General features: G+C 72.8%; 13 protein-coding genes. 7 read left to right on the plus strand and 6 right to left on the minus strand.

The annotated features are described in order from the left end of the window. The first annotated feature begins 38 nt into the window (after window positions 1-38). Complete coding sequence (locus FHR33_RS04670) at window positions 39-470, plus strand: type II toxin-antitoxin system PemK/MazF family toxin (protein WP_183644002.1); 432 nt, start codon at window positions 39-41, stop codon at window positions 468-470. Between the two features lie 73 nt (window positions 471-543). Here the strand turns inward: FHR33_RS04670 and FHR33_RS04675 are convergent, their stop codons facing one another. Genes FHR33_RS04675 through FHR33_RS49795 form a run of 3 tightly spaced genes read right to left on the minus strand, consistent with a single transcriptional unit; the run spans window position 544 to window position 3,149 of the window. After that, entirely contained in the window at window positions 544-951 is a 408-nt protein-coding gene (locus FHR33_RS04675) for a cupin domain-containing protein (protein ID WP_183644005.1), read from the minus strand. Next, a complete protein-coding gene (locus FHR33_RS04680; protein WP_183644007.1) occupies window positions 952-1,773 on the minus strand; it encodes a phosphoenolpyruvate hydrolase family protein in 822 nt (273 codons plus the stop codon). After that, window positions 1,770-3,149, minus strand: a complete 1,380-nt coding sequence (locus FHR33_RS49795) for a Tm-1-like ATP-binding domain-containing protein (RefSeq protein ID WP_183644010.1) — start codon at window positions 3,147-3,149, stop codon at window positions 1,770-1,772. Before FHR33_RS49795 ends, FHR33_RS04680 begins: the two co-directional genes overlap by 4 nt. A 61-nt stretch (window positions 3,150-3,210) precedes the next feature. Between FHR33_RS49795 and FHR33_RS04690 the strand changes: the two genes are divergently transcribed. From FHR33_RS04690 to FHR33_RS04710, 5 genes are all read left to right on the plus strand, one after another. Further along, window positions 3,211-4,260: an NAD(P)/FAD-dependent oxidoreductase gene (locus FHR33_RS04690; protein ID WP_183644013.1), complete on the plus strand. Its 1,050-nt coding sequence runs from the start codon at window positions 3,211-3,213 to the stop codon at window positions 4,258-4,260. Between the two features lie 40 nt (window positions 4,261-4,300). Then, the gene (locus tag FHR33_RS04695; protein ID WP_183644015.1) at window positions 4,301-4,999 is read left to right on the plus strand and encodes a DUF3152 domain-containing protein; all 699 of its coding nucleotides are present in this window, start codon (window positions 4,301-4,303) and stop codon (window positions 4,997-4,999) included. Between the two features lie 14 nt (window positions 5,000-5,013). Then, window positions 5,014-6,408 carry a carboxylesterase/lipase family protein gene (locus FHR33_RS04700; RefSeq protein ID WP_183644018.1) on the plus strand — a complete coding sequence of 465 codons (1,395 nt, stop codon included), beginning with the start codon at window positions 5,014-5,016 and terminating at the stop codon, window positions 6,406-6,408. A gap of 123 nt (window positions 6,409-6,531) precedes the next feature. Beyond that, entirely contained in the window at window positions 6,532-7,653 is a 1,122-nt protein-coding gene (locus tag FHR33_RS04705) for an MBL fold metallo-hydrolase (protein ID WP_183644021.1), read from the plus strand. 1 nt (window position 7,654) lies between these two features. Beyond that, window positions 7,655-8,578, plus strand: coding sequence for a pirin family protein (locus FHR33_RS04710; protein WP_312895364.1), 924 nt, complete (start codon window positions 7,655-7,657; stop codon window positions 8,576-8,578). A gap of 95 nt (window positions 8,579-8,673) precedes the next feature. Here FHR33_RS04710 and FHR33_RS04715 read toward each other — a convergent pair whose 3' ends face one another. The 3 genes from FHR33_RS04715 to FHR33_RS48950 form a co-directional block, all read right to left on the minus strand. Continuing rightward, on the minus strand, window positions 8,674-9,828 hold the full coding sequence (locus tag FHR33_RS04715; protein ID WP_183644027.1) for an aminotransferase class V-fold PLP-dependent enzyme: 1,155 nt from the start codon (window positions 9,826-9,828) through the stop codon (window positions 8,674-8,676). A 77-nt stretch (window positions 9,829-9,905) separates the two neighbouring features. Then, window positions 9,906-10,898 (minus strand): coiled-coil domain-containing protein, encoded by a 993-nt coding sequence (locus FHR33_RS04720; protein WP_183644030.1) that lies wholly within the window; start codon window positions 10,896-10,898, stop codon window positions 9,906-9,908. Window positions 10,899-10,998: 100 nt separating this feature from the next. Next, window positions 10,999-12,714, minus strand: a complete 1,716-nt coding sequence (locus FHR33_RS48950; protein ID WP_221240931.1) for a serine/threonine-protein kinase — start codon at window positions 12,712-12,714, stop codon at window positions 10,999-11,001. Window positions 12,715-12,788: 74 nt separating this feature from the next. Between FHR33_RS48950 and FHR33_RS04730 the strand changes: the two genes are divergently transcribed. After that, window positions 12,789-13,463 (plus strand): GNAT family N-acetyltransferase, encoded by a 675-nt coding sequence (locus FHR33_RS04730; protein ID WP_183644033.1) that lies wholly within the window; start codon window positions 12,789-12,791, stop codon window positions 13,461-13,463. The last annotated feature ends 27 nt before the right edge of the window (window positions 13,464-13,490 follow it).

The raw sequence follows: 13,490 nt of genomic DNA on the forward strand, positions 1-13,490 counted from the left end.
CACGGGGTGGCGAACCCCGAGTGGTCTAGGCTCCGAGTGTGCGAGATCACCAGGATGACCCCCGCCCCCTGCGCGGCGCGGTCAAAGAGATCTACTCGGTGGACCGGGCCGCGGCCCTCGCCTACTCTCCCGACCTGGACGGCATGGCCGACCCTGGAGAGATCGTGTGGGCGTGGGTGCCGTACGAGGAGGACCCGGGCAGGGGCAAGGACCGCCCGCTGCTGGTCGTGGGGCGGCACGGACGCAGGCTCTTGGCGATGATGCTCTCCAGCAGGGGCGACGACGGGCCCGAATGGCTGGAGGTCGGCTCGTGGGGCGGCGACGGGCGGGTGTCGTACCTGCGCCTCGACCGGGTCTTCGCGCTGGACGAGGACGACATCCGCAGGGAGGGCGCCGTGCTGCACCGCGACAGGTTCGCGGTGGTGGCCAAGACGCTCATGCGAACGCACGGGTGGGCCGCCGACGGCTGAGCCTGCGGGAGGCGGCGGGAGGCCGCGGGAGGCGCGACCTGCCCGGGCCGCGCCTCCTCGGCAAAACGCCGGTTCAGGCCTGGCGCCACTCCGCGACGGTGCCTGCCTCGTGCAGGCAGTAGTCAGGGGCGCCCTCCAGCGCCTTCTCCTCCCCGCCTGGCGTGTACGTCACGATGAGGCGCAACGGCCGCCACGTGGAGTTGAACGTGGAGTGGAAGGCCCCGGCCGGGATGTGCACCGTGTCCCCCTCCCTGATGGGGAACGGTTCGCCGTCGCCGACCATCTGCGTCGCCTCGCCGGAGATCACGTAGATGATCTCCTCGGCGTTCGGGTGGTTGTGGCGGGCGTGGCCGCGTCCCGGGTTGACGATCACCTCGCCGAGCGTGCTGCCCGCGCCGGGGATGGCGGACGGCGTGACGAACCACTTGATCGACCCCCAGTCGAAGGTCATCGTGGGGACCTGGGAGGGGCTCACGAGCATCTAGATCTCCAGATTCTTGAAGGCGGCCACCTGCGCGGTGATGGCGAGCTCGGTGGGCAGCCGCTCGACGGAGGAGGCGCCGAAGAAGCCGACCACCCCCTTGGTGCGCGACAGGACATAGGCGGCGTCGGACGGCTCGGCGATCGGGCCGCCGTGGCACAGCACGAGGATGTCCGGCCTGATCTCGGCGGCGGCGTCGCGCATCTCCTGGACGGCGGCGACCGCCTGGTCCAGCGAGAGGGCGGTGCCCGCGCCGATCGAGCCCTTGGTGGTGAGGCCGACGTGCGGCACCAGGACGTCGGCCCCCGCCGCGGCCATCTCACGGGCCTGGGCGGCGGTGAAGACGTAGGGGGCGGTGACCAGGTCACGCTCGTGCGCGAGCCGGACCATCTCGATCTCGAGGTCGAAGCCCATGCCGGTCTCCTCGAGGTTCTGCCTGAAGACCCCGTCGTACAGGCCGACGGTCGGGAAGTTCTGCACGCCGGCGAAGCCCATGTCCTTCAGCGTGTCGAGGAAGCGTGGCATCACCCTGAAGGGGTCGGTGCCGCACACCCCCGCCAGGACGGGGGTGTCGCGCACGACAGGCAGGACCTCGCTCGCCATCTCGACGACGATCTGGTTGGCGTCGCCGTACGGCAGCAGCCCCGCGAGGGAGCCGCGCCCCGCCATCCGGTAGCGCCCCGAGTTGTAGATGATGATGAGGTCGACGCCTCCGGCCTCGGCGCACTTGGCCGACAGGCCGGTGCCCGCGCCCGCGCCGATGACGGGCCTGCCCTCGGAGACGGTACGGCGGAGCCGTTCGAGTACGGTCTGGCGGTTCATCCCTCACCCCTGATCAGGTCGTGCAGCCGGTCGGCCATCGCGCGGCCGAACTCCGGGTCGTTGATGTGCAGGTCGAGCCGGGTCGTGCGGGGGAAGTCGCCGAGCGCCTCGAAGCAGGCGTCGTCGGCCTTGGGGTCGTGGAAGGGCAGTCCGGGCGCGTCGAGCGCGGAGACGCCGCCGAGCGGCACGAACAGCGCGGTGGGCCCGGTCGCGGCGGCGAGCTTGACGGCGACGCGGCGACCGAGTTCGGCCATCTCGGCGGGGGTGGTGCGCATGAGCGTGACGGTGGGGTTGTGGACGTGGAGGTTCCTGTCGGCGAAGCGCTCGGGCACGGTCGAGAGCGGCCCGAAGTTCACCATGTCGAGCGCGCCGGGCGCGACGACCTGGGGCACGCCGTGCCGTCCTGCCGCGGTGAGCCTGCCGGGCCCTGCCGACAGGACGCCGCCGACCAGGTCGTCGGCCAGTTCGGTGGTGGTGAGGTCGAGCACGCCCGCCAGCAGCCCGCTGGCGGCCAGGCCCTCGAGGGCCTGGCCGCCCGAGCCGGTGGCGTGGAAGACGAGCACCTCGTAGCCGAGTTCGGACAGGCGTTCGCGGGCGGCGTCGACGGCGGGCGTGGTCACCCCGAACATCGACGCCGCTACCAGCGGGCGCTCCTCGCCCTCCGGCGAGAGGCCCGCTGACGAGGTCGTCGCGGCCGAGGCTCCAGCCGCCGTGGAGGCCGCCGTGGACGCCGCCGTGGACGCCGCCGTGGAGGCCGCCGTGGACGCCGCCGTGGAGGACCAGCCCGGAGGAACGGCGACCGAGGATGAGGCGGACCAGGCGGCGGCCATGCCCGCGATCGCCGCGACCGCGTTGCCCAGGATGAGGCGGGAGACGCGGTTGATCCCCGCGATGTCGACGACGCTGTACATGATCGTGACGTCCTTCGCCCCCACGTACGGCGAGACGTCCCCCGAGCCCATCGTGGAGACGATCAGCTTGGGCAGCCCGATCGGCAGGTCACGCACCGCCCGCGCGGCGATCGAGGACCCTCCGCTCCCTCCGACCGCGAGGACCCCGTCCACCCGTCCTTCGGCGTGCAGCTCGGCCAGCACCTTCGCCGCGCCCTCGCCCATGACCGTGACGGCCGCTCCTCTGTCGCCCGCCGCACGCAGCGAGGCGAGCTCCGCGCCCCCCGCGGCGGCGACGCGCACGTTGGAGACGTCCTCGGGCGAGGCGCTGGCGGGCGCCCCGAAGTCGCTGACCGGGCCGGTGCTCTCCTGGCCGACGCCCGCGTCGACGACGATCACCTCGCGGCCGAGCTCGCTCAGCCGCTCCCTCAGCCACGCGTATTCGCGGCCCTTCGTGTCGAGCGTGCCGATGAGTACCACTGCCACCTGCGCCACCTCCCCGTCGAGGACCTCCTGCCCAACCTAACCGTCTGAGATCATCGGGTACATGAGGATCACCGTGATCGGGAGCGGAATTGTCGGGGCGGGCGCCGCCTACCACCTGACCCTCAGGGGCGCCGAGGTGACGGTCGTCGACGGCGGGCGGGCCGGTGAGGCGACGGCGGCCGGCGCGGGCATCGTCTGCCCGTGGGTCGACCACGAGGACGACGACGCCTGGTACCGGCTGACCCTCGAAGGCGCCCGTCACTACGCCGTCCTTCCCGAGAGCGTGGGGCACGCCAGAGTGGGCGCGCTGCTGGTGGCAGAGGACCCCGCCGAGCTGGAGCCCGTGCGGGCGCTGCTGGCCGCCAGGTACGCCGAGGCTCCGGAGATGGGCGAGGTGCGCCAGGTCGCGCGGCCCTCGGAGCTGTTCCCGCCGCTGGACCCGAAGCTGTCGGCTCTGCTGGTGCCGGGCGCGGCCCGCGTCGACGGCCGCGTGGTGCGCGACGGCCTGCTCCGGTCGGCGGTACAGCGGGGCGCCACGGTTCACGAGGGAGCCGCCTCCCTCACCGGCGACGGCGTGGTGACCGTCTCCGGAGGAGCCAGGCTGGAGGCCGACGCGGTGATCGTCGCGGCCGGCGCGTGGACGGGTCAGGTGTGCGGGCCCCTCGGAGTCGATCTGCCCGTCTTCCCGCGCAGGGGCCAGATCGTGCACGCCACGCTGGAGGGCGCCGACAGCTCGGCCTGGCCCATCGTGCTGCCCAGGCGCGGGCCCTACCTGCTGGGCTTCCCAGGGGGACGGGTGGTCGTGGGGGCCACGGTGGAGGAGGTGGGGTTCGATCCGAGGATCACCGTGGCGGGCCTCAACGAGGTCGTGGCCGCGGGGCTCGCCGTCGCGCCTGGCCTGGCCGGGGCGACGCTCACCGAGACCAGGGTGGGCCTGCGCCCCGTCATGGCCACCGGCAGGCCGCTCATCGCGAGGGTGAGCGACAGGGTGGTCGCGGTGACGGGTCTGAGCGCGTACGGGCTGACCGCGGGGCCCTTCGCCGGGCTGCTGGCGGCCGGTCTGGCCCTCGGCGAGAAGCCTGCGCTGGACCTGGCGCCCTTCGCCGTATGATCAGACCCTCCCCCGATGAGACGATCATCTGGGGGACGACGTGCGCGTTGTGGCGCTGGGGGCCGTGGCCGTCCTGCTGACGGGTTGTTCGGCGCCGCCGGTCCCCGCTCCCGCGAGCGGCTCTGCCGTCTCCTTCGGCACGGCGAGGGCGCAGCCGCCGTACGGGAGCGCGCCAGCGCCGCAGGTGAAGGTGCCGAGAAGGGGCAGCGGCCGCTACACCGTGGTCGGGGGCAGGGCGGCGCCGAGGAGGGGAGGCGGTCCCCTGGTGCGCTACCTCGTCGAGGTGGAGAAAGGCCTGCCCTTCGACGGCGAGGAGTTCGCCGCCGACGTGCACGCCACGCTGAACGATCCGCGCGGCTGGGGCAGGTTCCTGCGCGTCGACCACGGCCCCGTCCGGCTCAGCGTCGCCCTGACCAGCCCCTTCACCACCGACCGCGAGTGCTGGCCGCTGCGCACGGGCGGCCAGCTGTCGTGCTGGAACGGCCGCAGATCGGTCATCAACGCCCGGCGCTGGGCCAGGGGCGTCGCCCAGTATCGGGGCGACCTGGAGGGCTACCGCCACTATCTGGTCAACCACGAGGTGGGGCACGGGCTCGGTCACCACCACGTCGGCTGCCCTCGACGGGGGATGCCCGCCCCCGTCATGGTGCAGCAGTCGAAGTCGCTGGAGCGCTGCCTGCCCAACCCCTGGCCGTTTCCGGCCAGTGGAAGCCGGGCTTCCGCCCGCTCCCGCCGGTGATCAGACTGGCTGTCATGGTGCGCACAACCGCAGGAACGGTACGGGGATCCAGGGAGGACGGCCTGTCCGTCTTCAAAGGCATCCCGTTCGCCCAGGCCCCGTACGGCGAGCACTGGCTGGCCGCGCCCGCTCCCGCGCGGCCGTGGGACGGCGTGCGCGAGGCGACGGCGTTCGGCCCGAGGCCCGCCCAGGTCTCGATCGCCCCAGGGGTGCCCGAGTGGAGCGCGGCCGAGGGCCTCGAGTGCCTCACGGTCAACGTCTGGACACCCGACGAGGGCGGCTCCGGCCTGCCGGTGATGGTGTGGATCTACGGCGGCGCCTACCAGGCGGGCTCGGCCGACATGCCCGAGTACGACGGCTCGCTGCTGGCCGCCGAGGGCGTGGTGGTCGTCACGTTCAACTACCGCGTCGGGCTGCAGGGCTTCGGTCACGTGGACGGAGCGCCCGCCAACAGAGGCTTCCTCGACCAGGTGGCGGCGCTGCGCTGGGTGCAGGACAACATCGCGGGCTTCGGCGGCGACCCCGGAAGGGTCACCGTCTTCGGCGAGTCCGCGGGGGCCGGCTCGGTGGCGGCGCTGATGTCGATGCCCATGGCTCGCGGCCTGTTCGGGCGGGCGATCGCGCAGAGCGTGCCTGGCACCTTCTTCAGCGCGGCCTACGCGCGCAAGGTGAGCCGCGACCTGCTCGAGGGCAGGTCGGCGCACGACTGCTCGCCCGAGGAGCTGCTGGCCGCCGCCCGGCGCTTCGTCGCGCGCAGCAAGGGCGTGGCGCTGCCGTTCTCGCCGGTGGTGGACGGCGAGGTGCTGCCGGAGACGCCGTGGGAGGCCTTCGCCGACGGCGCGGGCAGCGACATCGAGCTCGTGGTGGGCTACAACCGCGACGAGTTCAGGATGTTCGCCGCCATGGCCCCGCCCGCGACCGAGCACGACCTGGCCGAGGTGCTGAAGGAGTTCGCGCTGCCCGACGCCGACGTCGTCTACCGCACCGCGCATCCTGACGCGGGAGCCGTCGAGCTCTACAACGTGGTGCTGTCGGACTGGCTGTTCAGGATGCCGAGCGCGCTGCTGGCCGACGCGCACACGGGCGCGACCTACGCCTACGAGCTGACCTGGGCGCCGACCGAGCTGGGCGCCTGCCACGCCCTCGATGTCCCGCTGACCTTCGGCACGGTGAACGGCGCGCTGGCCGGATGGATCATCAGGGGCGCGCCCGAGGCCGAGGCGGTGTCGAGGCAGTTCCGCGCCGCGTGGACGCGCTTCGCCAAGACGGGCGATCCCGGCTGGCCCGCCTACGAGCCGGTCGCGGCCTCGACCCACGTGTTCGACGTCGAGCCTTCGGACGTCCGCGACCCCGAGGCGGCCTCCAGAGCGCTGTGGTCCAAGCGCGGGTTCCCCGTGATCGACGAGTAGGCTGTCCCCGACGATCACCCCGATCACTCACCCAAACATATCGCGATATATCGTCGTAGCCAGGAACATGTGGGCCTCCGGAAGCAGTTGTCCGGAGAGAGACTGATTTCTGGAGTGTGAGCGATGGCAGGTATGCGGACGGTACGGCGGGCTCTCGCGGGCGGCGCGGCCCTGGCCGTGGCCGGATGGGCGCTGCGCGATGTGCGAGCCGAGCTCGGCGTGCGCCCCCTGACCTCGGGCGAGGAGCGCGCGAGCAGGATCCGCAGCTCCCCCCAGTTCAAGGACGGCGTCTTCCACAACCCGATGCCCGAGCCGACCAGTCTCGCCGCCCCCTCGCCGGGGCTGCTGAGGGAGCTGGCCAAGGACAGGGAGTCGCGCCGCCCGCCGGGGCCGATCCCGCTGCGCAGGCCCGCCGCCGGCCTGCCCGCGGCCACGGGGTTGAACGCCGTCTGGTACGGCCACGCCTCCACCTTGGTCGAGATCGAGGGCAGGCGGGTGCTGTTCGACCCGGTGTGGAGCGACAGGGTCTCGCCCACCCGTTTCGTCGGCCCCAGGCGCCTGCACCCGCTGCCCGTCCCGCTCGAGGAGGTGCCCGCCGTCGACGCGATCGTGATCTCCCACGACCACTACGACCACCTCGACCTGGCCACCGTGCGCAGGCTCACCCGCATCTCCAGGGCGCCCTTCCTGGTCCCCCTCGGCATCGGCGCGCATCTGGAGCGCTGGGGCGTGCCGCTGTACCGGATCGTCGAGCTCGACTGGGAGGAGGAGACCACGGTCGCGGGCCTGCGGTTCGTCGCGACGGCCGCCCGCCACTTCTCCGGACGCTCGCTCAGGCGCAACGACACGCTGTGGGGCTCGTGGGTCGTCGCGGGCGCGCACCGGCGGGTGTTCTACGCCGGAGACTCGGGCTACTTCGAGGGCTACGCCAAGATCGGCGCCGACCACGGGCCCTTCGACCTGACGCTGATGCCGATCGGCGCCTACAACGCCGCCTGGCCCGACATCCACATGAACCCGGAGGAGGCGGTGAACGCGCACGTCCAGCTGGGTGGGTCGCTGCTGCTCCCCGTGCACTGGGCGACGTTCACGCTGGCGCTGCATCCGTGGTCGGAGCCGGTCGACAGGCTGTGGCGGGAGGCCAAGGCGCGCGATGTCAAGATCGCGGTGCCGCGTCCCGGCGAGCTGGTCGACACCGCCTCCCTCCCGTCCGTGGACGCCTGGTGGCAGGCCGTACAGTCGTAGCGTGAGCAACGTGGAGCAAGACCCGCAGGAGCTGGTGTGCGAGGCGGGCGAGCCTGCGCGCGAGCTGGTGAGCGGCCACCAGGTGGCCCTCGGCGGGCCGCGCGCGATGACCGTGACCCGGACGCTGCCCGCGGTGGGCAGGCGCATGGTGGGCGCGTGGTGCTTCGTCGACCGCTACGGGCCCGAGACGGCCGCGATGAGCGTGCCGCCGCACCCGCACACCGGGCTGCAGACCGTCACGTGGCTGCTGTCGGGCGAGGTGCTCCACCGCGACAGCGTGGGCAGCCTCCAGCAGGTACGCCCCGGCCAGCTCAACCTGATGACGGCGGGGCGGGGCATCTCCCATTCCGAGGAGTCGCCCGAGATGGAGCTGCACGGCGTGCAACTGTGGGTGGCGCTGCCCGAGCAGGCCAGGCACGTGGCGCCCGGCCTCGAGCACCACGCCGACCTGCCGGTGGCGCGCGGCCCCTCCTACGAGGCGCGGGTCGTGATGGGCTCCTTCGGCGGCGTCAGCTCGCCCGCCACCACGTACACGCCGCTGGTGGGCGCCGAGGTGGTGGTCGACGGCGTGGCCGAGCTGCCGCTGGAGCCGGGTTTCGAGCACGCCGTGCTGACACTGGACGGATCACCGGTCGTCGACGGCGACGCGCTGCCCGTGGGCCCGCTGCTCTACCTCGGCCAGGGCCGCTCCTCGCTGCCCGTGTCGGGGCGGGGGCGGCTGCTGCTGATCGGCGGTGCGCCCTTCGAGGAGCAGATCGTGATGTGGTGGAACTTCGTGGGCCGCTCGCACGAGGAGATCGAGGCCTTCCGCAAGGAGTGGACCGAGGGCGCCCTGTTCGGCACGGTCACCGGCTTCGACGGCGACCCGCTGCGCGCCCCCGCCCTCCCGACCGCGAGGCTGAAGCCGCGCGGCCGGGTCAGGTGACGGCAGGTTGTGCTCGATGAGCGTCGCCGACAGCCGCAGGACCTAGGGGATCGTGCCGACGCTGTGACTGGACCCGCCTGCCGCATCGGGTGGCCTCAGAGGGCCTCGATCAGGCGGGCCAGGTCGTCCTCGGTGTTGTAGTAGTGCACGGAGGCGCGCACCGCCGACTCCGGCGCCACGCTGTCGAAGCGCTGGTCCGGATCTGTCGCGCTGACGTTGACGCCCCGCTCGCGCAGGCGGTTGGTGAGCTCCTCGCTGTCCTGGCCCGCCACGGTGAAGGTGACGATGCCCGACCGGCGGGCGCCCCTGTCGTGCACGGTCACGTCCGGCCGCTCCGACAGGCGGGCGCGCAGGTCCGAGCCCAGGTCGCGGACGCGGGCCTCGATCGCGTCGATGCCGAGCGCGAGCGCGTAGTCGACGGCGACGCCCAGGCCGATCTGACCGGCGAAGTAGCGCTCCCAGTTCTCGAACCTGCGGGCGTCGGGACGGATCTCGAAGGTCGAGGGCGTCAGCCAGCTCGCGGCGTGCAGGTCGATGAAGGGCGGTTCGAGCTCGGCGAGCAGGCTGCGCCGTACGTAGAGGAAGCCGGTGCCGCGCGGGCCGCGCAGGAACTTGCGGCCGGTGCCCGACAGCATGTCGCAGCCGAGCTCGGCGACGTTCAGGCGCAGCTGGCCGACCGACTGGCAGGCGTCGAGCAGGTAGAGCACCCCCGCCTGCCTGCACAGCCTGCCCACCTCGGCGGCCGGGTTGACCAGGCCGTTGTGGGTGGGCACGTGGTTGATGGCCACCAGCCTCACGCCGCCCTTGCCCAGCTCGGCCTCCAGCGCCTCGAGCGAGATGGTGCCGTCGGCGTCGTCGGGCACCACCTCGACGCTCACGCCCCGCGAACGGGCCATCTGGAGGTAGGCCAGGCCGTTGCTCACGTACTCGCTGGTGGTGGTCAGGATTCGGTCGCCGGGTTTGAAGGGGACGCTGTAGAAGGCCATGTCCCACGCGCGGGTGGCGTTCTCCACGTAGGCGATCTCGTCGCGGTGCGCGCCGAGCAGCTCGGCGAGCGCGTCGTAGAAGCGGTCCAGCTCCGGCGCCGCCCGCTCGCGCGCCTCGTAGCCGCCGATGTGCGCCTCGAGGTCGAGATGGCCCTTCACGGCGTCGAGGACGGCGCGAGGGGGCAGCGCCGCGCCGGCGTTGTTGAGGTGGACCACGTGCGCGCAGCCTGGAGTCTCGGCCCGCGCCTTCTCGATGTCGATCATGCGTGAAGCTACCTCTCAGCGATGGTCGTCTCCCTCCCCCTCTGCCCGTCGAGGAGGGTGCGACGCGCCTTCGAGGGTCAGTAGACCGAGATGTGGGGGTGGTCGTAGTGGTTGGCCGTGGTGCCGCCCCTGTTGGACATCACCTTCCAGGCGCCCGTCCTGGCGTGCCAGATCCGCTGCCGGTAGATGATGTACATGATCCCGAGCCGCTGGGCGTTCTTGATCGCCCACGCCGAGATCTCGTTGCCGCGCCGCACCTCGGCGGCTGACGGCATCGCGCCGCCTCTGCTCAGCATGAAGTCGCAGGCGCGGCCCAGCGGGTGCTCGCCGCCGTCCTGGATGGAGCGGTAACACCCGATCCCGTACGGCACGCCGAACCGCTCCGCGATGAGGTTCCTCACCAGCCGCATCCTGGGAGTGATGTTGTCGGGGCCCGACGGCAGCTGCGGCACCCACGAGCCGTCGGGCCTGCGCACGCCGGGCGTCGGGTAGAGCCGGTCGATCCGGTCCTTGATCTTGTCGATGACCTTCTCCGCGGCCTTCTTCTGCTTCTCGAGCTCCTTGATGCGGTCGCTCAGCTCGTCGGCGCGGTCCTTGGCCTCGGTCCTGGCCCGCCGGTGCCTGTCGCGCACGTCGGTGAAGCCCTGCAGCCTGGCGCCCTGCTCGGCGGCCATGGCCTCCGCCAGGGCGAGGCCGTGGAGGTCGACCTCGCCGAACATCACGCCGATCGCGCCCGTGCCGCCCGAGATGTACTGCTCGGTGGCCATCAGGCGCAGCTGGGCCGACTCTCTGTCGTAGTCCGCCTGGGCCACGCGCAGCCGCTCGCGGGCCGCCTTCTCCGCCTTCTCCACCTTCTGCAGCTCGTGGCGGCTGGAGTAGTACTCGGCGATCAGCTTGTCGGAGTTCTTCTGCAGGGCGGACAGCTCCTTGCGCAGCTGCTTGGCCGTCGGCTTCGGGTCCGCGTGACCGCCCGAGGCCGGGACGGTCATCGGCAGGCTCACCGCCAGTCCCACCGCGAGCAGCACGCGGAGCGGGGCGCGCCGCCGGTCGCCGGGGGCCGCAACCGCCACGCTTCTCCTTCGTCCGAGGGTGAGGGCGGGCGAGAGCCGCCTTCCGTCCGATGGACGATAGTAGAGGATCAGCGGAGAAGTGCGACATTCGGCCCCGAGGCTACGGCTCCCTCCTGACGCGGCGGGGCCGTACGAGCGTGGGCCCGCGGCCGAGGAGGAGCACACCGGGCAGGAAGGCCCCGCCGAGCAGGTCGCCGCCGATCCTGATGCCGAGACCCGCGTCGACCAGGCCCTCGCCCTCGCCGCTGAGCGGGGGGAGGTTCACCGACGCCGATACCTCGAGCGAGATCAACGGATCCGCGCCCTGCGGAACGCCTGGGAGCACGGGCCCCTGATCGCTGGGGCCAGGAGCGCCGGGACCCGGCTTGCTCACGCCTGGGTCGCCAGGATCCCCTGGACCCGGGGCTTCGGGGCCGGCATCTTCGGGGCCGGGATCTTGGGGGCGGCCGGGGCCTTGAGGGCCGGGGTCGGCCGCTTCGGTGATCTCGGACCGGGCCGGCTCGCGTTCGGGCGCCGATTCGGGCTCCGGCTCCGGCTCGGGCTCCGGTTCTGGGGCGGGCTCGGGGGCGGGCTCGGTGGAGCGCGTCGGGGACGGTCTCGGCTCGGGGGCCGCGCTCCCTCTGGTCGTCGGCACGGTCCTTGGCCGCTCGGGCACACCGGGCTCCGGCTCGGGTTCGGCCAGGCGCTCGGGCTCGTCGACGGGGACGAGGAGGGTCGGCTCCAGCGTCGGCTCCGCCGTACCGGGCGAGGGCGTCACCGCTGGGGCGGACGGCGGGGCGGACGGCGGGGCGGGCAGCGCGGCCGGCCTGGAGGCGGCCGGACGCTGTGCCTGCACCGGCTCGGCGGGAGACTCGCGCCACACCGTGAAGGTGGCGATCACCGCCGCGACGGCGGCGACGGTCACGGCCGTGGTGACGGCCAGCCTGCCCCCCGGCATTGTCAGGGCCAGCGTGCTGGAGGTCTCGGCCACCGGAGTGGACAGCGGGAACAGCGCGCTGTACGGCACCGTGAGCACCGCCAGGTCCGTCCTGCCGCGCTCCTGCCAGTTGTCGCCGTACGCGGCGGCCGCGGCCTCGAGCTCGGCGAGGAAGTGCCCGGCCGAGGCGGGCCTGTCGGCGGGATCCTTCGCCATTCCGTGCGCGACCAGGGGCCTGAGCGGTTCGTCCACCTCCTCGAGCGGCGGCGGCAGGTGCTGGTGCTGGAAGGCGAGGACGGCCGGGTCGTCGCCGTCGAAGGGGCGGTGACCCGTGAGGCATTCGTAGAACACCACCGTGGCGGCGTAGACGTCGGTGGCGGGGCCCGCGGGGGTGTCGCGCCACTGCTCGGGCGCCATGTAGCTCGGCGTTCCCTCCGGCGGGCCCTCCTGGCCCGTACGGGCGGCGACGCCGAAGTCCACCAGGCGGCTGCGGCCCTCGGCGGTGACCATCACGTTCTCGGGCTTGAAGTCGCGGTGCACGACGCCCGCCGCGTGCGCCTCGGCCAGGCCGAGCAGCGCGCCCCTCAGGATCAGGAGCGCCGCCTCGGGGCCCGTGGCCCCCTCGTGGGCGAGCAGGTGGCGCAGCGTGACACCGTCGACCAGCTCCATGACGATGGCGGCGCCCTCGTCGTCCTCGACGTACTCCATGAGGCGGGCGATGTGCGGGCTGTCCAGCCCGGCGATCAGCACGGCCTCAGCCCTGAATCGCTCGATCAGGTCGGGGTTGGACAGGTGTTTGACGGCGACGGGTAATCGGTCGGTGTCGCGCACGGCCAGCATGACCCGTCCTGCGCCCCCGTGGCCGAGCTCCCTTGTTTCGGTGTAGCCAGGCACCCGCATATCCGGGACGTTAACCCGATCCTCACAGGCTGTCGAGATCTCCAGTGGAACTATGCCCTGTAGTACTCTGTGGCGTGATCTCACGACTTGACCGGCATCTGGCCGACTGGCTCGGCGCATGGCCGCCCTCCGCCCCGCTCTCCGTCGTCGGCAGCATCCGGCGCTCCACTCCCGGCTGGGACGGCGACGTCCATCCGGCGATCGGGGTCGGCTCTCCTGCGGGAGCCGTGCTGTCGGTGGCGCCGCCGTACGGGGAAGAGGTGGCCGCGCGCGCCGGCGAGGGGCTGGCGGCGCTCGGGCCGCTGGTGCCGGCGCTCGTGGGGTTCGGCGAGCGGGGGTGGTTCACCGCCACGTTCCGATGGAGTACGGCTCCCGCCGCGCTGCCGGACGCCGGGGTGTGGAAGGCGGCGGACGACGCTTCCGTGCCCGAGTGGCTGCGGCCGTTCGGCGGCCAGGTGCTGGTGGCGGAGGATCCCGCCTCCGGCGAGCATCTGGCGGGGGTGGGCGTCAAGCGGCACGACGCCCATGGGCACGAGCTGTCGGTGGTGACCGCGCAGGCCGCCAGGGGCCAAGGTCTGGCCAGGCGGCTGGTGGCTCAGGCGGCCAGGCGGGTACTGGACGAAGGGGCGGTGCCGACGTACATGCACGCCACGTCGAACGCGGCGTCCGCGGCGGTGGCCGAGGCCGCCGGATTCCCCGACCAGGGGTGGACCGCCTTCGGAGTAACGGAACGACCCCGCTTGCCCTGATACCCGTAGGGGGTTTAGGTTACGGGG

Source organism: Nonomuraea dietziae (assembly GCF_014195505.1).
In the GTDB taxonomy this organism is placed as follows: domain Bacteria; phylum Actinomycetota; class Actinomycetes; order Streptosporangiales; family Streptosporangiaceae; genus Nonomuraea; species Nonomuraea roseola.

Bases quoted from the DNA above. Each gene is read 5' to 3' on its own strand.
- FHR33_RS04675 (WP_183644005.1), bottom strand. From the start codon at position 951: ATGCTCGTGAGCCCCTCCCAGGTCCCCACGATGACCTTCGACTGGGGG.
- FHR33_RS04680 (WP_183644007.1), bottom strand. From the start codon at position 1,773: ATGAACCGCCAGACCGTACTCGAACGGCTCCGCCGTACCGTCTCCGAG.
- FHR33_RS04690 (WP_183644013.1), top strand. From the start codon at position 3,211: ATGAGGATCACCGTGATCGGGAGCGGAATTGTCGGGGCGGGCGCCGCC.
- FHR33_RS04700 (WP_183644018.1), top strand. From the start codon at position 5,014: ATGGTGCGCACAACCGCAGGAACGGTACGGGGATCCAGGGAGGACGGC.
- FHR33_RS04705 (WP_183644021.1), top strand. From the start codon at position 6,532: ATGGCAGGTATGCGGACGGTACGGCGGGCTCTCGCGGGCGGCGCGGCC.
- FHR33_RS04715 (WP_183644027.1), bottom strand. From the start codon at position 9,828: ATGATCGACATCGAGAAGGCGCGGGCCGAGACTCCAGGCTGCGCGCAC.
- FHR33_RS48950 (WP_221240931.1), bottom strand. From the start codon at position 12,714: ATGCGGGTGCCTGGCTACACCGAAACAAGGGAGCTCGGCCACGGGGGC.